This window comes from Photobacterium satsumensis, from assembly GCF_050336935.1.
Classification (GTDB): domain Bacteria; phylum Pseudomonadota; class Gammaproteobacteria; order Enterobacterales; family Vibrionaceae; genus Photobacterium; species Photobacterium satsumensis.
This window is the reverse complement of record NZ_JAKJSK010000007.1, coordinates 739,196-759,914: the sequence shown is the minus strand read 5'-3', so window position 1 is coordinate 759,914 and position 20,719 is coordinate 739,196. Positions and strand designations below refer to the sequence as shown.

Below are 20,719 nucleotides of genomic sequence, written 5' to 3'. Positions count from 1 at the left end.
TCCCGACTGTTCATTCAACAGTTATGTTCAAACTTTTACTCAGAGGCAATCACATCAGCAAGCGTTGTTATAAAAGAACACCACGACGTGATCGCCACTTATTCATTAGCTCGTTTTAAGCCTTGCGGACCTCAGAGGCATCATAAGCAAGATCATCAGTGCTTGCCCAACCCGCTTCTTTGGCACCTCGGGCGACAACACGCTCGCGGTAAATATCTGAGATTTTCGCTGCGTCACCGGCCAACAGAGCCTTGGTCGAGCACAAAGAAGCACACATAGGTAGCTTACCTTCAGCAATACGGTTAGCACCGTACTTCTGCTTCTCTTCAATCGACCCAGTCTCGACATTCGGACCACCCGCACAGAAAGTACATTTGTCCATCTTGCCACGCTCGGCAAAGGCCGTTTGTTGTGGGAACTGCGGCGCACCAAACGGACAGGCAAACAAGCAGTAACCACAACCAATGCAGAGATCTTTGTCATGCAGAACGATGCCATCTTCTGTCTGGACAAAGCAGTCAGCCGGACATACCGCCATACAAGGTGCATCGCTACAATGCATACATGCAACCGAAATAGAGTTCTCATTCGGCAGGCCGTCATTAAGGGTAACGACACGGCGGCGCTGAATACCCCACTCAAGCGCATCATCGTTTTCGTTTTTACAAGCTGTCACACAACCGTTGCACTCGATACAACGCTTAGAGTCACAAAGAAATTTCATACGTGCCATCAGAATGACTCCTTACGCTTTAGAGATTTTACAAAGGGTGACTTTGGTTTCCTGCATCTGAGTCACAGGGTCATAACCGTATGTCGTTGCCGTGTTGGCCGCTTCGCCAGAAACAAACGGTGCACTGCCATCAGGGTAACGGTCACGAAGGTCTTCACCCTGGAACTTACCGCCGAAGTGGAACGGAATAAATGCCAGTCCCGGTTTCACTCGTGGTGTTACCATCGCTTTAACGTGAATGCGGCCTTTCTCAGCACCCTCTACCCACACCATGTCACCGTCTCTGAAGCCAATGTCATTGGCATCTTTCGGGTTAACCTCAACAAACATCTCTTGCTGCAATTCTGCTAGCCACGGGTTAGAACGGGTTTCATCACCGCCTCCCTCATACTCAACCAGACGACCAGAGGTCAGTACGATTGGGTATTCACCAGACATGTCTTTGTCCTGAATAGATTTGTACAGCGTCGGTAGTCGGAACATCGCTTCGCTGTCATCCCATGTTGGATAATCAGTAACCAAATCACGGCGAGGTGTATATAGCGGCTCACGGTGAAGTGGAACAGCATCAGGGAAAGTCCATACCACGGCACGAGCTTTGGCATTACCAAACGGGATACAGCCATGCTTGATGGCAACACGCTGGATACCGCCAGACAGGTCAGTTTTCCAGTTTTTTCCTTCGGCTTGCGCTTTCTCTTCTGCGGTTAGGTCATTCCACCAACCAAGCTGCTTAAGCATCTTGTCGGTAAATTCTGGGTAACCATCTTCCAGTTCACAGCCTAGCGAGAAGCTGTCATCTGCTAATAGGCTTTCACCGTTACGTTCTACCCCGAAACGTGCACGGAAGTTACCGCCACCTTGGGCTACGGTTTTCGATGTATCGTACAGAATATGGGTACCCGGGTGTTTCATCTCAGGTGTACCCCAACAAGGCCAAGGCAGACCGTAGGTTTCACCATTGGCAGGTCCACCTTCCGCTTCCAAAGAGGTTTTGTGGAACGTATGCCAGTTCTGCTGGTGCTCTTTCAGGCGTTCAGGGCTCTGGCCGGTGTAACCGATAGTCCACATACCCTTGTTGTATTCGCGGGTGATGTCTTCAATCACTGGCTGGTTGTTCTCAACACGGATGTGTTTGAACAGCTGCTCGGAAAGGCCTAACTTCTGAGAAAGCAGGTACATAATTTCGTGGTCAGGCTTCGACTCGAATAGCGGCTCAATAACCTGATCGCGCCATTGAATGGAACGGTTCGTCGCTGTCACAGAACCAGTGGTTTCAAACTGCGTGGTTGCTGGAAGCAGGTAAACATTGTCTTTGCGGTTGTTCATAACCGCAGCAACGCCTGGATATGGGTCGACAATCACCATCATGTCCAGTTTTTCCATCGCCTTGCGCATTTCAGTACCACGGGTTTGCGAGTTTACCGCATGGCCCCAGTAGAACATGGCACGGATGTTATCGTTCTGCTCGATGTTTGCCTTGTCTTCAAGCACACCATCAATCCAGCGTGATACAGGAATACCGGCATTGTTCATTGGCTTCTTGCCACGGTATTCATTCTGGTCAAATCGGCCTTTCAGCCATTCGTAATCCACATCCCATACTTTCGCCCAGTGCTTCCAAGCACCTTCTGATAGGCCGTAGTAACCAGGTAGGTTGTCAGACAGTACGCCGAAGTCGGTCGCACCCTGTACGTTATCGTGACCACGGAAAATATTAGCACCGCCACCTGATTTACCCATATTGCCAAGGGCTAGCTCAAGGATACAGTAAGCACGGGTGTTGTTATTACCAGTTGTATGCTGGGTACCACCCATACACCAAACTACACAGCCTGGACGGTTTTCAGACAGTAGCTTAGCCGTTTGGTACACATCAGCTTCAGGTACACCACTAACGCGCTCCACCTCTGCGGGTGTCCATTTAGCCACTTCTGCTTGCACTTCATCCATTCCCCAAACACGCTGGCGAATAAACTCTTTATCTTCCCAGCCGTTTTTGAAGATGTGGTAAAGCACACCCCAGACGAAGGCAACATCTGAGCCCGGACGAAGAGAAACATAGTGATCCGATTTTGCTGCCGTACGAGTACGACGAGGATCGGCCACCACAATCTTACAGCTATTACGCTCTTTGGCGATCAAGATGTGCTGCATTGCAACTGGGTGCGCTTCTGCAGGGTTAGAGCCGATAAATAGAATCGACTTACAGTTGTGCATGTCATTGAGCGAGTTAGTCATCGCCCCGTAACCCCAGGTATTTGCTACACCGGCAACCGTTGTTGAGTGACAGATACGTGCCTGGTGGTCGACGTTGTTAGAGCCCCATAGAGAGACCATTTTACGGAACAGGTACGCCTGTTCGTTGTTATGTTTTGCTGAACCTAGCCAGTAAACCGAATCTGGGCCAGACTCTTCGCGGATCTTCTTCACTTGCTGGCTAACTTCATCCAGCGCTTGCTCCCAGCTCAGTTTTTTCCACTTGCCATCGACCAGCTTCATTGGGTATTTAATACGGCGCTCACCATGGCCGTGCTCACGCAATGCTGCACCTTTGGCACAGTGGCCACCCGCGTTAAATGGGTGGTCAAAAGCAGGCTCCTGACCAGTCCACACCCCTTCCTGAACTTCAGCGTAGATACCGCAACCTACTGAACAGTGTGAACAAATGGTACGTTTCACTTCTACCGGCGCTTTAGGATCAACCTCTTTAGCTTCGGCTTTTTTCATCATGCCCGGAGCAAACAAACTTGCACCAGCCATACCACCAGCAGCCGCTAGTGATGAGTTACGAATAAAGGAACGACGCGAAATACCGAGCTGGTTTTCGTCCTTGCTTACGTTGTCGGAACGTTTTGTCAGTTTCATTTATGGCTCCGCCTTACAAGGTTTCGTAGTAATCGCGAACATGCTGAGTTTCGCGATAGCCAGTTGTATTGTCATCTTGGTTTTTGATATCGCCTTTAGGCTGCTCGACCTTCGCCTGAGCGGCGGTAGCTGCTCCTGCGGCAACCGCACCAACAGCCACACTCAAACCAATATTTTTCAATAACTGGCGGCGGCTTTGACTAGTTTCATTATGAATCGCTTCATCTTTACTAGCTTTGTTTTGCTCACTCATAAAAGCTTGCTCCTTTATCGTGTTTCCGAATCCGAGTCACTCGCTTCGGAAATCAATTTTTCTGCTAAGTTTTTCGTAAAATAAATAACGACTTTCGACTATTTCTCGGCAATATCCTGAGCACCCTCATGACATAGCTTGGTAGCGGTTACGTCGTCACAAAATCAAAAATTAGGTAAAGTCTAGTTCACCTCTACCAATCGTGTTTTTTCGACCAGCAAGAACTGCAACGCCAATTCAGCCACTGCGCTATAAAACACAGCACTGTTTGCCGCTTTGAGATCATTGCATAGTCGCTCGAACCAGGTTGCGATATGGCGATTAAAGAAGACTTGCTGGAGATGCCTATCTCCGCCTTCCACCAGCATCGCCATCACTTCCAATAAGGCAGCAATATGGTCTTCCGGCTCTTTCACACTCTCGTCACGCTGAAAACCCAGCTGCATAAGATCACGACGAAGGTGCGCAAGCGGCATTTCCATTAGTGAACCGGTCAAATACCATGATCCAAAAGGAACAATTTCTCCGCGGCCGATCCCAATGAACAAATCTTGATACTCTTCCTCAACAGCCAAAACCGATGTTGTTTGAGCTGCCAACTTTAGAACAGGCCAAGATGCTGCCATGGTGTTAGACACATTTTGATTCGCCTCAACATCAAGTGAGGAAAGCCAATCTAGAACGGTTTGATCCGGTGCCTTACGAAACAGATGAGCTAACAAGCCATAAATTTCAACACGCAGTGCACTTTCTTCTTGAGAGGTTTGAAGTACTGATTCCATTTGCTATTCCTACACCTTTAGCTGACTTTCAGGATCATCGACGATCGTCGAGAAAATATCGCGAACACGACAGTCTTCACACATATTCAGACGTCGAATGGCCTCTCCCTGAAACTGTGAATGGTTTTGTAACTTTTCAGTCAGCATTTTCACCATGGAAGCCGGTGCAAAAGCTTTACCGCAACTGGTACAACACGCTGCTTCTTCTTCATGAAGTACATGGGCTGCTTGACGGGCTTGCGCATCCCAAGTCACTCCCGGATTAAGAGAGATCACTTTTTCAGGACACGCTTTTTCACACATGCCACATTGCACACAATCTTGCTCAATAAATAGCAAGCCTGGACGATCGCCAATAGCATGCAATGCCCGTGTTGGACACACAGACACACATCCCATACACAAGGTGCAATCCTCTGTTCGACAATCTACTGAACCATAAGGAGCTTTTGCCGCAACAATTGAACGTTCAGGTTTAACTGGTGCCTGCGCATACAGAGCATCAAGAACAGCAAATAACTTTTCACGTTTCGTCCCTTCAACAGGGTCAGCAATAGTCAATAATGCAGAATCAAAGCCTGTAAAAGACTTGGCTTGTGCAAAATCAAACAGCGCAATACGTTCAATGTCATAACCCATTTCAGCCAAAAAGGACTGAGCAGTCGCTAACTCATCACGAAGTACACGATCGATAGTGTCAGGAATATAAGAGGTATTTGTTGCCAAAAGCACTTGATGTGCACCGTATGCCAAAGCACTAAACCAAGTATCAATACCGACTGTTGCCAGCTCTTCCAACGCAACAGGAATGACTGTTTCAGGAAGATCAGCAAGAATCGCATTAACGCTGGCTTCATCCCGATTACCATAAAAAAGCAGTGTTGGTGTTTCACCGCCCGCTTTTTTGTAGTTCTCTAGCAATCGATAAACAAAGTTTTGCGTATTGGCGGGATCGGGTAACGCATATGAAATCGCTTCTGTTGGACACGCCGTCGCACAGGTTCCCACGCCTTGGCAAAGGTATGGATTAATTTCTATATGATCGCCCGTACTTGACAGTGCACCAGCAGGACACGCATCAACACAGCGATCACAGCCTGTTACTCCCCGAGATGAGTGAGCGCAAAGGTCGGGATCCAAACGGAAATATTTTGGTTTATCAAATGTGCCGATCATCGCAGGAAGATCTTCAATCACATTCGCCAATTTCGCTTTCCCTGCCCCAACCGCATAATAGCCAGGAGCAGAAATCTCAACCTCTGATAAACCGTTGTCCGTCATATCAACAACTAAATCAAAGCAATCATGACCAATAGCCACTTTTGCCAGATTCACTGTTGTCAGCATATTCTCAACTTCACAAGACACTTCAAATGCGCCGAGGTAACCTTTCAGGGTTGCCTTACTCGCATAGTAAAGGTTGTTACGCTTAGCACGGTTCTTGGCGTCCTCTAGGGATTGCGCTTTCGCTGTGGCAAGTAGGGTTACCGAATTCAGCGAAGTAAACTGTGCTTCAAGCGTTGTGATAACGTCTTCTGCACCCACCAGCAAAACATTCCCACGGCTTTCATAAGAAACCGTTGGTGGAATAAGGTTAGAAAGCTCAACGGTACCATTTATCGCCGCCAGCCTTGCTTTACCATTTTGCTCATCGAACGCAGAAAGTGCTTCAAGTGTACTATTTAACATTATTATTCCTGTCTACTCGTCACCGTTAGTCAGTGGCGATTGAAACGCTTTGTTTAGAAAAGGATTTTCTGAACGCTTCGCTTCATACTCATTACTAGAGCAATAACCGATCCAACTTTTCACGGAATAAAATGACTTATAGGGAGCCAAAATCTCTTAAGGACAGATTGACCAAACCAGAAAGCGACAATTTGTCCCACCCCTTGACGACTGTTGCGCCAAAATGTCCCGATCTTTTTTAAGGGTATTAATCCCTTTTTGTCCCAGTTCGTTTGTTGTCGCTCTTCGAGTGACAAGGGCAAAGTATTCCTAGCCCTTTAGCAAGTCGCTGTTATCCTTATGAATCGTGTTTGATTCTGTTTGAGTGGTTTCAATACTTGCCTGAAGATCACCCTCTTGAGCAGTTTCTTCAACATGCCCCTCTTGCACATAGCCCTCAGTGTTGGCCTCTTCGTCTTTAATTAGACCTTCTGGCGCTTGAGCACTCTCCACAGATGCGACTGAACCATCAGAAGTGGACGCTTTGATCACATCTTCTGCGGTCTCAGCGACCTGGTTTACCCATTGGCGAAGTTGCTGAGTCACTTTGGTATCAAGTACAGGGATATTGGAAAAGTCCTCGGTATGATCATCCATGTCACTGACATAGTTGAACTCATCAGAATGAAACAGCTTACGCAGTGCCGCTTTTTTCACTGATTTTTCAACACCTTCTTTCATAAAGGTCGATACGCCAGAATCAAAAGTCACCTTGGCAGCATCAGCCAAAGTCAGATCAGGTAGTTTTAAATCTGCATGTGTTGAGTGAGGTTCTGCTGTTTCCGTAACAGCTGGCGCCTGTTCATCAATGACTTGCGTATTCAATGACGGATCAATTTCATGCTCTTGAGTAGGTTGAGTACCAACATCAAGCATTGGATCAACAGCGTCCGACGATGAAACCGTAACGTCCTGATCTAATTCAACGGCGTCTTCATCCCTCGTCTTTAATTTGCGCTGAGACCAACGCTGGAAGAAGTTAGTTGCCACTAGAACGCCCTTTCTGTTCTTTGTTCTTACAGCGTTTGCGTCGGTATTCGATTTGCTCGCCATGACGGCCTATGAAGGCCTCCATCCACGCTTGGATCTGCAAAGGTGCTTTAATATGAAGAATTTGATAATCACCATCCATATAACTACTTGCGAGCCCTTGGGCGGCAGTGATCAATAAAGGAGATAGTTGTTCGTTTTCTTCTTCACAAACAATAAATAAGTGAGGGTCACGAGAACTCAGATTAAAACGGTAATCTGAGCGTTCATGGCGGTGTAACTCCAGTGGCATCAAATAACCATCTTGCTCACTGGCCAATGACGCCTTGTCGTCATCGTTGTACAAACAAACGTCCTCAATAGACCAAGAAAGTGTTGTCCAACGCCCTATTTGCTTTTCTTGAGACACCAAGCGAAACGCTATAGGCCACAATGACTCATTCTTATATTGTTCCGGCACATTCGCTCCCTAGCTAATTGTTATGGCTTATTGGATATGATTAACCTTTGAGGTCTATCCCCCCTAATAAAGCAAGTATCAGACCAACTTTAATAACGGTATCCCAAAGCAATGAAATTTCCCGATACAAATAAGTTGGAATGATGTTTGCTTACACATCTGACAACGACTTAATCTATGTTTTAAAAGTAGACGCTTCAGACAGTGTTGCGTATACATGAACACATCCACATCAACAGCAGGATAATTTGATGAGCCAATTGCCAAAAATAATTAAAACAAATTCATCGGTTAATCAGACGATGACCGTTCAGGTAATGGACGAATATGGCGATATGATGGAAAAAGAAATTGCCTGCGAACATCCGCTTACCGTGTATTTGAACTGGGTTGAAATTGTAACCCTGATGACCCTGGGTGAACGCCCTTCTGCGCTAGTGTTGGGTTACCTCAAAAACCAAGGCTTTATTGAAGATATCGATGCTATCGAATCGTTGATCATTGACTGGGAAACCAATTCTGCAGCCGTTATCACCAAAGAAAGCACCGACGGGCTCGAAAAGAAATTAGGAAAGAAAACTGTCACCTCCGGTTGCGGCCAAGGCACCATGTTCGGCAATGTGATGAAAAAGCTCGAAGGTATACAGCTGCCAACACCGACTATCCCCCAATCCAAACTATACGAATTGCTTGAGGCGCTTACTCACCATAACGAAACATACAAAGCAGCAGGCGCGGTTCACGGTTGTGCGGTATGTAAAGACACCGAGATCCTTTCATTTGTGGAAGATGTCGGTCGGCATAACGCAGTCGATACCCTTGCTGGTGAAATGTGGCTCAAAGGCGAAATCGGTGCCGATAAGATTTTCTATACCACAGGCCGACTAACCTCCGAGATGGTGATCAAAGTCGCGCAAATGGGGATCCCTGTCCTACTTTCCCGCTCCGGAGCTACCCAGATGGGTTATGAACTTGCCCAGAAACTCGGTATTACCATGATTGCCCGCGCCAAGGGACACCGCTTCCAAGTGTATAACGGGATGGAGAACCTCATTCTTGATATCAAGGGTGATAAATAATGGAGAGCGCTTACCCGGAGTTTATGAATGCCAAGCAAGTTGCTGAGTATCTCGATTTAAATGAAAAGAAAGTCTATGCATTGGCCAATGATGGGCTTCTTCCTGCAACAAAAGTAACCGGCAAATGGTTATTCCCTAAGGCGTTACTAGATAAGTGGCTACTGGAGTCCTGCCATAACGGTGTTCTGAGCGACCGACTGTTAATTGCCGGCTCCGATGACCCATTATTGCAAATGATTGTGGGTGACATGGCAAACAAACTGGGGAGTACCGCCCTTATTGGTTATACCTCCACCGGCACCCGCCAGGGTCTTGCGATGTTAAGCAAGGGACATGTCGATATGTGCGCAATCCATTGGGGACATGCGGAAGAAGCGGCCCTTCGTCATCCTGCGTTACTGCAACAGTACAGTGGCCATCGTAACTGGGTTCTGATCCATGCTTTTGAACGCCAGCAGGGGCTGGTCGTCTCGCAGGAAATTGCTGACTGCGTCAATAACCGTTCAATTCAGCCTCAAGAGTTACTGTCCTCACGTTGGCGGTGGGCGTTGAGGCAAGAAGGTGCAGGCAGTATGCGTGCGCTGTCGGAGTGGCTTCATACCCACGCCTTTACTATCGACATGCTAACCAGCGTTGATACCTGTAATAGCGAACGTGAGCTTGCATCCTATATTGCCCGTGGAGATGCCGATGTCGGGTGTGCGAGCCAAAGTACCGCAGGTGAATTCGGCCTCGGTTTCATTCCTCTGTGTACCGAAGCGTTCGAACTGGTGATCCCAAAAAATATCTACTTCAGGGATCTCCAACAAAAGCTATTACATGCCTTAGGCGATAGTCATATCCAAGGTAAAGGCGATCAGCTAGGTGGCTATAACTTCAGTCGTAGTGGCCAGCAAGTCTGGAGTGGGAAATAGCGATATCGCCACCCGCAGATTTCCATAAGCCATTTTTCGCACTTCATCTTTATAGGGGGAATCCTTCCCCCTTATCCAATTGTCCTTCTCGCAGCCCCTTCTGCAAAGCCACATCCCATAGATAAACTGCGCGATAGCAAAAACAGAATGTGTCCTTTATACAGCCGCGGATGACTGCAATCTTTTCACCCCAAAAAACACATAAACCACTTAAATTTGCCATCATTTATAATTACATTTTCTAAATATGCTCTTTCGCATGATCTAAAACCAAACTGACAACTTTTAAATTCCTATTCCTGCTGAAAACAACATTGTTTTACAGATAGATCAATCAATAAAGTCAAGACAACTGACGCTTTCATCTATATGTATTTATTAATATTTATCTTGCGTCATATATACGATATTTATCACTGGTCGGATGTGACAAATGAAACCCAAAAAGAAAAAACGTGAGCAATTACTCTAAAACGTGAAATTCCCCCTAGGAATCTTGATCTAGGCCACAATTTAGCAGGTTTTGCTTTGAGGATTTGTGCCACTAGATGCACACTGAACTCGGTCATCTGACCAGTAAATTACTCTGCAATTGAATGTAAAATGAATACCGCGTAAGGAGTGGTCATGAATTATTTCATCACCGGCGCAACTGGATTTATCGGTTCTCAGTTATTACAACGTCTGGCTAAACGACCTGGTGATATCTACATACTCACCTATGACAAGATTTCTGAAGATAGACTGGAAGCACTGTTAGAAAAACAACATCTGCCTAAGAACAAGTTCCACTGTATTAAAGGCTCGATTACCGAACCAAATTTAGGTATCTCCGCTGAAGATACGAAAAACCTGACAGGAAAAATTGATCAATTCTTCCACCTTGCAGCCATCTATGATTTGACGGCTAGCGAAGAAGATATGATGCGCGCCAATATTGACGGCACTGAACATACGTTACGTTTTGCCGAGCGCATTAATGCAGGTTGTTTCCATTACTTCAGTTCAATTGCTGTTGCGGGCCAATACCGTGGCTGGTTCCGTGAAGATATGCTCAATGAAGCAACTGGGCTTGAGCATGCTTACTTCTCAACCAAGCATAATGCAGAAAAACTAGTACAAGAAACAGCAACAATCCCTTGGCGTGCCTACCGTCCGGGTATTGTTATCGGGGATTCAAAAACGGGTGAAGCCGATCGTGTTGATGGCCCTTACTATTTCTTTAAGATCATCCAGAAGCTACGCCGCGCTCTGCCTGAGTGGGCTCCGTTACTTGGTCTTGAAGGTGGTCGCCTGAATCTAGTACCGGTTGATTATGTTGCCGATGCTATCGACCATATCTCTCACAAGCCTGAGTTGGATAATCAGTGTTTCCATATTGTTGACCCTGATCCATACCGCTCTGGTGAAGTGATCAACCTGTTTGCAGAAGCTGGCCATGCACCACGTATGGCGATGCGATTGGATATGCGAGTTTTCCGCATGATCCCTTCTCACTTCTGGTCTCAGCTTGGCCAAGTACCTGCACTTAAGCGTTTTATCGATGCCATCAGTAAAGAGATGGATATGCCGCAAGACGCGCTAGGCTACTTTAACTACCCAACCCAGTTTGATTGCAGCAATACCTTAAATGCACTGTCTGACAGTAACATTTGCTGCCCTCGCCTTGCAGATTATGCAGACAAGATTTGGGACTACTGGGAGCGTAACCTCGACCCTGAATTGCATGTTGAGAAAACGCTACAAGGCTGTGTAAATGACAAAGTGGTTGTTATTACTGGCGCCTCTTCAGGTATCGGTTATACCACAGCCATTAAACTTGCAAGAACCAAGGCTCGTCTCGTGCTGATTGCCCGCGACCTTGAACGTCTGCAGCAGACTCGTAACGAAATCGAACGTCTTGGTGGCCATGCATCCATTTATCAATGCGACCTAAGCCAGGATGAGCCATCTCAGGCAGTGATTAAGCAAATCAAGCACGATCACGGTAAAGTTGATATTTTGATCAACAATGCTGGCCGTTCAATTCGCCGCTCAGTAGAAAAAGCGACTGACCGTCTGCATGATTACGAACGTACGATGCAGATCAACTACTTCGGGTCGCTTCGTATGATTCTGGGCAACCTGCCAGAGATGATCGAAGCCGGTGAAGGCCATATCATCAACATCTCTTCCATTGCGGTGTTGACCAATCAGCCATTGTTCTCGGCTTATGCGGCGTCGAAAGCTGCATTGGACACCTTTACCCGTACAGCAAGTACAGAGTTAGGTGGCCAAGGTATCGATTTCACAACAATCAACATGCCGCTAGTTGAAACACGCATGATTTCCGATCATTACCGTGAGGCTGAAGGGGGTATCCCACTACTGACTCCTGAAGAAGCAGCAGACTTGATCATCAAAGCGATTATCGAGAAACCAAAACGCATTGCGACCAAGCTTGGCCTATTAGGCGCCTTCATTCACGGTGTTTACCCGAAACTGGGTGAGTTGCTAATGGCGACGGGCTACAACCCAGAGCACGGAAAGCATGACGGTGAAGATGCTGAGCCTAAACAACCTTCAGCTGATGTAGTAGCCATTAATAGCATCATGCGCGAAATACACATGTAAGGATGAGAGCAATGCAAGTTTCAGTAATACATGACTACAAAGAAGATCTCGATACCTTACTACGGTATTTCAGTGAAGAAGAACTGATCGCTGAAAAATATCAAAAACTAGGTGGCAAGAACGTTCGAGTGACTGCTCTGGCAGAAACTGAGGATGGCTTCCGCATTGAGACCCAGCGTGAGATGCCAGCCAATGTACCAGCCGTACTCAAAAGCTTGTTAGGTAACTTTAATACTATTAAGCAATCAGAGTCATGGCATTGGCAAGAAAATGAGCAGTTGATCTGTAAACTTCAGATTGAGATCTTAGGTGTTCCAGCGACGATTACCGGCCAGATGGTATTCAGTGAGCCGGCAACTCGCCCAGGCATCGCGACATCAAACCATGTCACTATGGATGTGAAATCGGCTATTCCGCTGGTTGGCAGTACGCTAGTTTCTTTCATTTGCGGTGACATGAAAGAACAAATGCAAGCTGAGTATGATTTCCTGCGCGAAGTACTACCTCAACTTGTTGCAGAAGAGCAATAACGTTCATCCCGTCACCTTCGGCAACCCCAGATTATGTTATTGATGGGGTTGCCGGATGTGAAGCTCGAATAACAAGGAAAAAATGATGAAAACCAAAGATCGGATTTTGTCAGTTAGTCTTGAGCTGTTTAATCGTGATGGTGTTGGTCAAGTCAGTACATTAATCATCGCCACTGAGATGGGGATCAGCCCAGGAAACCTCTATTACCATTTCCGCGGCAAAGACGAAATTATTGCGACACTTGTCAATGAGTTACAAAACTCCCTAACAACTGTTAGCAATGAGTATGCAAGTCAGGTCAAGGACTTTGACGATTACTGGCCCTTTATGCATACGGTAATGGCGCTATTTACCCATTACCGCTTTTTGTTCAGAAACTTGGACAGTTTAAACGGCCAAAATCCGCAAATTAAGCGTAAAATCAGAACCCTGATCCTTAAGCTACGTCATCTATGTAATGACATGCTCAAGCACCTCGTCGAGTTGGGTAAGCTAAAATGCGATGAGCAAAGCCTACCGCTACTGGCAGATAACTTATTGCTCGTTAGCCTGAACTGGCTCAACTACCAAACGCTGCTTGATGATCATTACACCGAAAGTGACCTCGCTCGCTCAGGTGTACTGCGGTTGATCTCTTTGGTAGAGCCTTACCTGACTGAAAACGCAAAGTCTCCATTCTTCACCCACAAAGATTTGGTTGAAGAGCTGGTTACCTAACCGTTTCAGGTCAACACTAAACATTTATTTTAAACACCCCAAAGTATCTCTGGGGTGTTTTTGTTTTTCCCGACAGATGATTTGAACAATCATTTCAATTTAACACTTTAAGAACTTTTACTTAACTACAAATACACTCTTACATTTTGAAATATCATCCTACGGTAAAGTATATAACTCTACTATTAATCGTTAGTTGTGGAAGTGTGTGGATGAACGTTAAGTTATTAAAAAGCCTATCAGAATCAACCCTCTGTATCCTGGTATTCTACACCTGCTTCCACTGGCTAATGGTGAGGTTTGCCGGTGAGTTTTATACCGATCTCATTGGCAAATTTTTCCGTTTCTACCTCGTTTCCTCAACCTTATTTATCATCCTAGAGGTATTGCAGTTCTATCGCGGTAGCTCCTGGGGATACTTGGCTTATGCCTTTGCCACAATCGCCATCATGGCATCCTCCTTTGAACCAAACCTGCTCAATGAAATAGCTCTCCAACTCATGATAAGTTTAGGTGCCTTAGGCTTCGTCATTTGTATGTACCAGTGGTGGGAAGATAAAGAGTATGAAGATAGAGAATTTTAGCTGGCTGGATAATTAACAATAAACTCACTTTACCATCGACTTTCCTCAAGCTACCCTTGTCGGTAATTGTAAAAAACCGTTACGACAAACAAGGAGTGGTTTTGTTTCACCATCTCAAACTACTAGTTTCCATCAGTCTGGCCTTATTCATCTCAACCTCCCATGCCAGCAAACTGAATCCTGAAAACATTCAGACCGCGTCAGTCAGTACTTTTGTTACTGACCTTGACACCAACAAGACGTTATTTCAAAAAAATACTGAAGTCGTGATGCCCATTGCCTCACTCACCAAGGTGATGATGGCAATGGTTGTTCTGGATGCCAAACTTCCGCTGGATGAAGCTATCTCTTTTAAGAAGATAGATAAGGAAAGGATATACAGCGGCTATTCACGTATCAGGATGGACTCTACCCTCAGCCGGGGTAACGCCCTTCACATTGCCTTGATGTCTTCTGAGAATCTCGCTACGGCGGCCTTAGCACGGCAATACCCTGGAGGGTATGATGCCTTCATCAAAGCGATGAACACCAAAGCCAAAGCGTTGGGTATGACAGATACGGTTTTTGTCGACAGTTCTGGCTTGAACCCTGAGAACGTTTCTACTGCTGCTGACATCACCAAAATGATAAAAGCCGCGTATCAATACCCCAAGATAAAAAAATACAGCACCACGCCGGTACATACTGCTTATTTCAAAAAGCCTCGATACAAATTGGGTTATACCAACACAAATGCGTTAGTCAGAGGCCAGAAGTGGGATGTCGCGTTAAGCAAAACCGGGTATTTAGATATAGCGGGTCACTGCTTGGCAATGATCACTCACGTGGAAGGGAGAAAGCTACTTATCGTTACGCTGGATGCGTATGGCAAGCTAACACCGATTGGTGATGCGGGAAGGATCAAGAAATGGTTGCAAAACGGTAATAGCGGAAAAGTATCAGAATCGGCCATGCACTATCAAAAGCAAAAACTCTCGACACTCGCTAATTAAACGTATCGTTCAAGTTAACCTATCTTCAAGTTAACCTATCTTCAAGTTAACCCGCGCGATACACAGTAACTCTTACTAAATCGAGCCCTGAAATATGGGCTCTGATATATTAGCTCGCTTTCTTATCAATCGACTCACCTGCCTCTTTGAATTTCTCTTGGATAAACCCAGCCATTAGCTTCACGGCTTCCCTTGCTTCACTTAGTTGGTAAAACAGCGGATACACATGCGGTACCCCCTTCACGACATTGACCGTCACATCATTGCCCGCTTCACCCAAGCGTTCGGCAAGGTGAATGGCATCATCCATCAGTAACTCTTCAGTGCCACAAGTAACAAAGGTCGGAGGAAGATCATAATGATCAGCGTAATAAGGTGAAATATCGGGGTCACACGGATTCTGCATCCCGATGTAGTTATTGCGCATCAAAAGTAAGGTACTCAGATCAAAGAAAGGATCATCTTTGCATTTCTTGAAAGCTGATTCACCGGTCACCGCCATATCCGATACCGGCGACATCAGAATACCACCAGCAGGCTGTGGTAGCTTAGCTTCACGGATCCGCAGCATCGTCGTCAGCACCAGGTTACCGCCCGCAGAATCCCCAGCAAAGAAGATCTGGTGAGGATGGTATCCCTTTACCAATAACCCTCGGTAAACCGCAAAGCAGTCATCAGGCGCGGCTGGATACGGGTTTTCTGGCGCTAAGCGATAGTTGACCATCAGGCCGCGTGATTTAGTGTGATTCGCAAGGCGGGCTAAGAAAGCACTGTGAATTTTTGGGCTGTGAAAACAAAAACCACCACCATGAAAATAGAGGATGATCTTATTTCCGCTGCTTTTGGGCATGTCAACCCAATCACAAGAGACGTCAGAAAAACGTGTCGGCGTGATCTCCATCCCCTTTGGTGCAGCAATAAATGGCCCATAGTTATCAATAGATAATATGAGGTCTCGCATTTCTTCGGTTGATTCACAGTTTGCAAGACGTTGCCGCATAATTCGGAATAAAACCTTGTTGAAAGCCCTATTACGCCAACTCTCCATATCGCCACCTTTTTTACAATTCATTTACAAACTTAGAATTAAACAAGGGGTTTGGTCAATATCTGATAGTAAAAAAATGATATTATTCTAAAAGAAGTGCCTAGTTTTCTGTTGTTTAAGGTTAAAACAACTGTTTTCTAGGGCGCATAAAAACTCTGCCAATAAAGGCAGCAAAAATGACAAAAAAGGTGCGCGTGCATGGCCCACGCGCAACCTAAAGGCTTCACAACCTGCAGACTGGGAACGGTTGCTCAGCCCGGGGCTACTTATTGTCTGGCTGGCATAAACGTAGCCCCGTATTGGCAGTTACTCTGCTTCTGCCAACTTCTCAACGGCTTGAGTCAGTTTGTCGATTTTCTCGTCCATACGCTCAAGCTTCTCACGGTCAACGCCACTCAGACGGTAGAACAGATCATTCATACCTGCTTCTACTTCTTCTGTTGCTTTTTCCGTGTTTTTACCAATACATTCTTTCGCTTGGATTTCTACTTCTTTACCGCGCTCAACAAGCTCATCAAACATCGTATTTGATTTCTCATTCAGCTGCTGAGCTTCTTCCAAGCTACGGCTATAAATACCAAGGCCTGCTAACCAAACGTTACGTGCAATGCCTTCACCACTTTCTACGACATTTTTTGCCGCTTTCACTACTGTATTACTGCTCATAATAATATCCTCTTGCGTTATCTTGCTTTAAGCACGCTCGTATGCTTATACCACTTCAGGTTTTGTACTTTCAGCTGGCTTGGCCACCTGGTCTTCAGCTTTTGCCTTAGGTTCCGCAACAGCTTTAGGTGCTGCTACGGTCTGTGGCTTTACCGGCGCATCAGCCTCTTTCTTCTCTGCCTCTGGTTTAGCGACGGCAGGAACAGGCTGAGCGGCTTTCACGGTTTTACGGCGTGCAACACTCGGTTTCTTGGCTGCAGGAGCTGCTTTCTCAGTTGCCTTCGCAGCTGTGCGCTTACGTGGTGCCGGTTTTTTCTCAGCTTGTGCCTGATGACGCTCAACTAGAGCTTCAATGTTGGCGGTAAGCTGATCAATCTTGTCATCAACACGGTCAAGGCGCTCGTTATCTAAGCCGATGAATTTCTGAACCATGTTATGCATGCGTTCTTCAATCGCGACAGAAGTCTGGCTGCGTGCTGTGTGAACTCGCTCTTTGGTTTTTGACTCAACCGCGCGGCCACGCTCAATCAGCTCGTCAAAAAGGCTCTTGCCCTTGTCAGAAATCTGATTAACTTCTTCAGCGCTCTTAGCATAAGCACCAAGGCCTGCTAACCAAATGTTGTATACCATTGCGTCACGAATCTGCTCTTTGTTTGATTCTTCCGCAGTCTGTTTAAAAATGCCCATCAGTTTCCCCTCCATACTTTTGCGATAATGCCAGCCAGTGGGTATTGCCTGACTGCTTGTATGTAATTTACGAATTTCGATTAGAATGTTCTCCCTAAAACAACACTTTATCGATGAGGACACGATGTTTTTGATGTGGATCACAGAGAGACTGAAGGAAAGTAAGAAGAATCATAGAGATAAAAAAAGAGCTCGAAATGAGCTCTTTGAAAAATAAAAGTGATGCGTAGTGAATTAACTCGCCAACAAGTGTCTGTCGAGCTGTTCAGTAATATGGCTTTCGATTGTGGGGCCGAAAAAGGCCGCGGCAAAGCCGACAAGTTGAAGCTGAATCGTTATTTTACCTTCTTCGGCATGTAAGTAACCTTTTGCTGAAGAGTGTTTGATATGCATTTTATCGTCTTGCCAGGACCAAGTAAGGCCATACTCCTGTTCAAGCTGACCTGCAATTTTCTCGCTTAGCATAGTAATGTCATCATGTGCTCTGTCATGATGGCGTTCAATTAAAATCGTCACAGAAGTTCTCGCGCATTAGTGTATTTACTCAGTCACCTTTTTTTAACATACGGCCTAACCATAAAAAATTCTGTGGGCGAGCTCTAACAAATTGAAATTTGTTGCAGATGCCTCATGAGAATAGTCCTCACCTGTCACTGTTACGGATGATTTACGAACGATTAGCGCACACTATAAAATGCGCCGTAACAATGTCGGTAAGATCAAGCTAGCTCCAACTGCCAGTTTCGCACCTTTGACTGCATTTTGGTAAGGCTGTTTTTCCGATGATGTGAGCACAGCTCCAAGAAATAAACCTATCCCAGCCATCTTTATTAATGTCGAGGGGGCGCTAACCGTCATATACCCACCAGCCGCTGCAACAACCAGCCGCTGAAACTGAGTACACTCAATGGGTAACCCATGGGCTTCACGAACAAATTGCTCACAGTTTTGACTAAATAAGTTATACCTCCGCCCAAGCTTCGATCTCGCATACAACACGGCTTGTAGTGGATTCGCCCCGTTAATGTCACTGACCTCAATTCGCCGGCCTTCAGAAAAATCAGGCTCAGTTTCTCGCTCTATCCGCCGCCATTTTTTCGAATTATGAATTACATAGCCATACCCATCAGCGATTCCGTAGTGCCAATAAGTACTACAGCGAATCCTCACTACCGTACCGGCCGGGAAATTTGTGCTGCGCATAAATACATCTATCCAAGTCGCTATCAGTTCCGTAAAGCCTAGCTGTTACTGTGCAATAATGTGAAATTTGTCTCATTTCAAATAAGAATTAATTTTATTGGCCTCTCACGAGTTTTACCTTTGAAGCTTGCTACCAATCCTTTCGAACGCTGCTAACATAAAATAAACGTCAAAATAATGACAGAAATCACAATAATTTTTTGACTGGCGACACTTTATTATGATCATAAGAAGTATATTTTTGTATTTGTTCATGAGTTTCGCAATTGGCTGCCAATCCATTCCAACGGTAGATCAGGGGAATTTAAGTGCTCCAACAGCTTCAGCCCAAACATTGCCTGATGACGCCAATGACCAATGTGAAATCGATAAACGGTTATTTGCGGGCAGCTTTATTGCAACAGGATCGACTGTTGAAGCCTCTCAAGAGCCTGATATGTGGGATCTCTTAGCCAATGAACTGACCATGTCAGTGCCTAATAACCGCACGATCCGTTATTACAAACGCTGGTATGTGAATAACCCCTACCATATCGAAAAAGTCACCGCCCGGGCAGAGCCTTTTCTTCACTATATATACCAGCAAGTTAACGCTCGTGATTTACCCATAGAGCTGGTACTCCTGCCTTTTGTCGAAAGCAGCTTTGATCAGTTCGCCTACTCTCACAAAGGCGCTGCAGGTCTATGGCAATTTACCGAGCCAACCGGTAAAACATTCGGACTAGATATCATCAAAGGATATGACGGCAGGCGGGATATTGTCTCTTCAACAGACGCTGCTCTGGATTTATTGGAGTACCTTTACGATAAATTCGATGAAGACTGGCTTCACGCCATCGCCGCATACAATACCGGAGGTGGCCGAGTCAGAACAGCGATCAAACAGAATAAAAAACAGGGTAAATCTACTGACTTCTGGTCCCTTAAATTACCCAAGGAAACACGCCATTATGTTCCTAAACTATTGGCCATGGCAGACTTAGTAAAGCACCATGACTACCGCTATGACATTCCCCTGCACCCAATAAAAGCAGAGGCCGTCCTAGATGAGATCACAATCAGTAGAAGGGTAAAACTAGGCACAGTGGCTGCGTACTCAGGGTTGTCCAGCAAAGAGCTTTACCATTACAACCCAGGCTTTACAGCAGGATATACCCTACGCGACAAAGACAATAAAATATTAATGCCCATAAAAAACAAGACCCAGTTCTTTGAGCATAAAAATGCACGAACTTATACCAAGCAAACCTATGATGTATATGACATAAAAGTGGGTGATTCATTGAATCAACTCGCTTACATCAACAACATTACTGTCGACTTACTCAAACAAGTGAACAATCTTAATGGGGCAACTATCTTTGCAGGACAAAAGCTGCTGATACCAAAGCTAACGATAAACGAATAATAGATGCCACGGTGAAAACCTCTCACCGTGGCTTAAGTGATGTCAAACACCCTATCTGCATTGGTCTTATTTAGCCGCAATTGCTACCAGTGTAGAGTCGTTATTGCCTGGGATGTCGCTTTTTATCGGCGTGACATTTAACTGGGTAATTTCCGTTGAGGTTTCGTTGTACTGAAGTGCGCCACGGCTATCTGGCTGTAGCAATGCTAGCGCTTGGCTTTCAAACAATGAGAGCGTCTTGAGATCTGCCTCATTATGGGATAACGATAGCCCGATTAGCACACCAGCCATCAAACACACAGGGGCAACCAAGTGCCTAACAACGAATATGCACGCCATAGCGGCAACTGATATCAGCGTCGCCAGATAGATCCCCCCCGATAAACTGGAGTAAAAAGCGATATAAAGCGCTAAAAATTGAAGCAAGGCTCCGAGTGATAAAACTGCAATTTTCATCGTGTCA

The 20,719-nt window shown here is 45.8% G+C and carries 21 protein-coding genes; 8 read left to right on the top strand and 13 right to left on the bottom strand.

What is annotated here, in order from left to right; all coding sequences use genetic code 11:
* Nucleotides 1-115 precede the first annotated feature (115 nt).
* The 7 genes from fdh3B to L4D79_RS14925 form a co-directional block, all read right to left on the bottom strand.
* Nucleotides 116-733, bottom strand: coding sequence for a formate dehydrogenase FDH3 subunit beta (fdh3B, locus tag L4D79_RS14955; protein ID WP_428652355.1), 618 nt, complete (start codon nt 731-733; stop codon nt 116-118).
* 12 nt (nt 734-745) lie between these two features.
* Nucleotides 746-3,601 carry a formate dehydrogenase subunit alpha gene (locus tag L4D79_RS14950; protein WP_428652354.1) on the bottom strand — a complete coding sequence of 952 codons (2,856 nt, stop codon included), beginning with the start codon at nt 3,599-3,601 and terminating at the stop codon, nt 746-748.
* A gap of 13 nt (nt 3,602-3,614) precedes the next feature.
* Nucleotides 3,615-3,854 (bottom strand): formate dehydrogenase subunit or accessory protein, encoded by a 240-nt coding sequence (locus L4D79_RS14945; protein WP_428652353.1) that lies wholly within the window; start codon nt 3,852-3,854, stop codon nt 3,615-3,617.
* Nucleotides 3,855-4,036: 182 nt separating this feature from the next.
* Nucleotides 4,037-4,636, bottom strand: a complete 600-nt coding sequence (locus L4D79_RS14940) for a TorD/DmsD family molecular chaperone (protein WP_428652352.1) — start codon at nt 4,634-4,636, stop codon at nt 4,037-4,039.
* Nucleotides 4,637-4,645: 9 nt separating this feature from the next.
* A complete protein-coding gene (locus L4D79_RS14935) occupies nt 4,646-6,325 on the bottom strand; it encodes a 4Fe-4S binding protein (protein ID WP_428652351.1) in 1,680 nt (559 codons plus the stop codon).
* A gap of 309 nt (nt 6,326-6,634) precedes the next feature.
* Complete coding sequence (locus L4D79_RS14930) at nt 6,635-7,354, bottom strand: DUF3306 domain-containing protein (protein ID WP_428652350.1); 720 nt, start codon at nt 7,352-7,354, stop codon at nt 6,635-6,637.
* The gene (locus L4D79_RS14925; protein ID WP_428652349.1) at nt 7,344-7,814 is read right to left on the bottom strand and encodes a DUF3305 domain-containing protein; all 471 of its coding nucleotides are present in this window, start codon (nt 7,812-7,814) and stop codon (nt 7,344-7,346) included. Before L4D79_RS14925 ends, L4D79_RS14930 begins: the two co-directional genes overlap by 11 nt.
* A 251-nt stretch (nt 7,815-8,065) precedes the next feature.
* Between L4D79_RS14925 and fdhD the strand changes: the two genes are divergently transcribed.
* The 7 genes from fdhD to pbpG all read left to right on the top strand — a co-directional run bounded on the left by fdhD (nt 8,066) and on the right by pbpG (nt 15,244).
* Nucleotides 8,066-8,893 (top strand): formate dehydrogenase accessory sulfurtransferase FdhD, encoded by an 828-nt coding sequence (gene fdhD / locus L4D79_RS14920; RefSeq protein ID WP_428652348.1) that lies wholly within the window; start codon nt 8,066-8,068, stop codon nt 8,891-8,893.
* Nucleotides 8,893-9,807 (top strand): substrate-binding domain-containing protein, encoded by a 915-nt coding sequence (locus L4D79_RS14915; RefSeq protein WP_428652347.1) that lies wholly within the window; start codon nt 8,893-8,895, stop codon nt 9,805-9,807. The genes fdhD and L4D79_RS14915 overlap by 1 nt, the downstream gene beginning before the upstream one ends.
* Before the next feature lie 627 nt (nt 9,808-10,434).
* Nucleotides 10,435-12,420, top strand: a complete 1,986-nt coding sequence (locus tag L4D79_RS14910; protein WP_428652346.1) for an SDR family oxidoreductase — start codon at nt 10,435-10,437, stop codon at nt 12,418-12,420.
* An 11-nt stretch (nt 12,421-12,431) separates the two neighbouring features.
* The gene (locus L4D79_RS14905; RefSeq protein ID WP_428652345.1) at nt 12,432-12,950 is read left to right on the top strand and encodes a DUF2505 domain-containing protein; all 519 of its coding nucleotides are present in this window, start codon (nt 12,432-12,434) and stop codon (nt 12,948-12,950) included.
* Between the two features lie 85 nt (nt 12,951-13,035).
* On the top strand, nt 13,036-13,668 hold the full coding sequence (locus tag L4D79_RS14900; protein ID WP_428652344.1) for a TetR/AcrR family transcriptional regulator: 633 nt from the start codon (nt 13,036-13,038) through the stop codon (nt 13,666-13,668).
* A 212-nt stretch (nt 13,669-13,880) separates the two neighbouring features.
* Nucleotides 13,881-14,252, top strand: coding sequence for a hypothetical protein (locus L4D79_RS14895; protein WP_428652343.1), 372 nt, complete (start codon nt 13,881-13,883; stop codon nt 14,250-14,252).
* Between the two features lie 101 nt (nt 14,253-14,353).
* Complete coding sequence (gene pbpG / locus L4D79_RS14890; RefSeq protein ID WP_428652342.1) at nt 14,354-15,244, top strand: D-alanyl-D-alanine endopeptidase; 891 nt, start codon at nt 14,354-14,356, stop codon at nt 15,242-15,244.
* Nucleotides 15,245-15,353: 109 nt separating this feature from the next.
* On the opposite strand, the gene L4D79_RS14885 is transcribed toward pbpG, so the two are convergent.
* The 5 genes from L4D79_RS14885 to L4D79_RS14865 form a co-directional block, all read right to left on the bottom strand.
* Nucleotides 15,354-16,244 carry an alpha/beta hydrolase gene (locus L4D79_RS14885; protein WP_428652341.1) on the bottom strand — a complete coding sequence of 297 codons (891 nt, stop codon included), beginning with the start codon at nt 16,242-16,244 and terminating at the stop codon, nt 15,354-15,356.
* Nucleotides 16,245-16,598: 354 nt separating this feature from the next.
* The gene (locus L4D79_RS14880) at nt 16,599-16,958 is read right to left on the bottom strand and encodes a phasin family protein (RefSeq protein WP_428652340.1); all 360 of its coding nucleotides are present in this window, start codon (nt 16,956-16,958) and stop codon (nt 16,599-16,601) included.
* Nucleotides 16,959-17,003: 45 nt separating this feature from the next.
* A complete protein-coding gene (locus L4D79_RS14875) occupies nt 17,004-17,645 on the bottom strand; it encodes a phasin-related domain-containing protein (RefSeq protein ID WP_428652339.1) in 642 nt (213 codons plus the stop codon).
* A gap of 234 nt (nt 17,646-17,879) precedes the next feature.
* Nucleotides 17,880-18,161: a polyhydroxyalkanoic acid system family protein gene (locus L4D79_RS14870; RefSeq protein ID WP_428652338.1), complete on the bottom strand. Its 282-nt coding sequence runs from the start codon at nt 18,159-18,161 to the stop codon at nt 17,880-17,882.
* Nucleotides 18,162-18,332: 171 nt separating this feature from the next.
* Entirely contained in the window at nt 18,333-18,848 is a 516-nt protein-coding gene (locus L4D79_RS14865; protein ID WP_428652337.1) for a C40 family peptidase, read from the bottom strand.
* A 253-nt stretch (nt 18,849-19,101) separates the two neighbouring features.
* Here L4D79_RS14865 and L4D79_RS14860 point away from each other — a divergent pair, with 253 nt between their 5' ends.
* Entirely contained in the window at nt 19,102-20,256 is a 1,155-nt protein-coding gene (locus L4D79_RS14860) for a transglycosylase SLT domain-containing protein (RefSeq protein WP_428652336.1), read from the top strand.
* A 66-nt stretch (nt 20,257-20,322) separates the two neighbouring features.
* On the opposite strand, the gene L4D79_RS14855 is transcribed toward L4D79_RS14860, so the two are convergent.
* Nucleotides 20,323-20,712: a hypothetical protein gene (locus L4D79_RS14855; RefSeq protein WP_428652335.1), complete on the bottom strand. Its 390-nt coding sequence runs from the start codon at nt 20,710-20,712 to the stop codon at nt 20,323-20,325.
* Nucleotides 20,713-20,719 lie beyond the last annotated feature (7 nt).

Excerpts from the sequence above, each read along its gene's own strand:
- L4D79_RS14950 (WP_428652354.1), bottom strand. The coding sequence starts at position 3,601 with ATGAAACTGACAAAACGTTCCGACAACGTAAGCAAGGACGAAAACCAG.
- L4D79_RS14875 (WP_428652339.1), bottom strand. The coding sequence starts at position 17,645 with ATGGGCATTTTTAAACAGACTGCGGAAGAATCAAACAAAGAGCAGATT.
- L4D79_RS14895 (WP_428652343.1), top strand. The coding sequence starts at position 13,881 with ATGAACGTTAAGTTATTAAAAAGCCTATCAGAATCAACCCTCTGTATC.
- L4D79_RS14915 (WP_428652347.1), top strand. The coding sequence starts at position 8,893 with ATGGAGAGCGCTTACCCGGAGTTTATGAATGCCAAGCAAGTTGCTGAG.
- L4D79_RS14935 (WP_428652351.1), bottom strand. The coding sequence starts at position 6,325 with ATGTTAAATAGTACACTTGAAGCACTTTCTGCGTTCGATGAGCAAAAT.
- fdh3B (WP_428652355.1), bottom strand. The coding sequence starts at position 733 with ATGGCACGTATGAAATTTCTTTGTGACTCTAAGCGTTGTATCGAGTGC.
- fdhD (WP_428652348.1), top strand. The coding sequence starts at position 8,066 with ATGAGCCAATTGCCAAAAATAATTAAAACAAATTCATCGGTTAATCAG.
- L4D79_RS14910 (WP_428652346.1), top strand. The coding sequence starts at position 10,435 with ATGAATTATTTCATCACCGGCGCAACTGGATTTATCGGTTCTCAGTTA.
- L4D79_RS14900 (WP_428652344.1), top strand. The coding sequence starts at position 13,036 with ATGAAAACCAAAGATCGGATTTTGTCAGTTAGTCTTGAGCTGTTTAAT.
- L4D79_RS14885 (WP_428652341.1), bottom strand. The coding sequence starts at position 16,244 with ATGCGGCAACGTCTTGCAAACTGTGAATCAACCGAAGAAATGCGAGAC.
- L4D79_RS14905 (WP_428652345.1), top strand. The coding sequence starts at position 12,432 with ATGCAAGTTTCAGTAATACATGACTACAAAGAAGATCTCGATACCTTA.
- L4D79_RS14940 (WP_428652352.1), bottom strand. The coding sequence starts at position 4,636 with ATGGAATCAGTACTTCAAACCTCTCAAGAAGAAAGTGCACTGCGTGTT.
- L4D79_RS14945 (WP_428652353.1), bottom strand. The coding sequence starts at position 3,854 with ATGAGTGAGCAAAACAAAGCTAGTAAAGATGAAGCGATTCATAATGAA.
- L4D79_RS14865 (WP_428652337.1), bottom strand. The coding sequence starts at position 18,848 with ATGCGCAGCACAAATTTCCCGGCCGGTACGGTAGTGAGGATTCGCTGT.
- L4D79_RS14855 (WP_428652335.1), bottom strand. The coding sequence starts at position 20,712 with ATGAAAATTGCAGTTTTATCACTCGGAGCCTTGCTTCAATTTTTAGCG.
- L4D79_RS14860 (WP_428652336.1), top strand. The coding sequence starts at position 19,102 with ATGAGTTTCGCAATTGGCTGCCAATCCATTCCAACGGTAGATCAGGGG.
- L4D79_RS14880 (WP_428652340.1), bottom strand. The coding sequence starts at position 16,958 with ATGAGCAGTAATACAGTAGTGAAAGCGGCAAAAAATGTCGTAGAAAGT.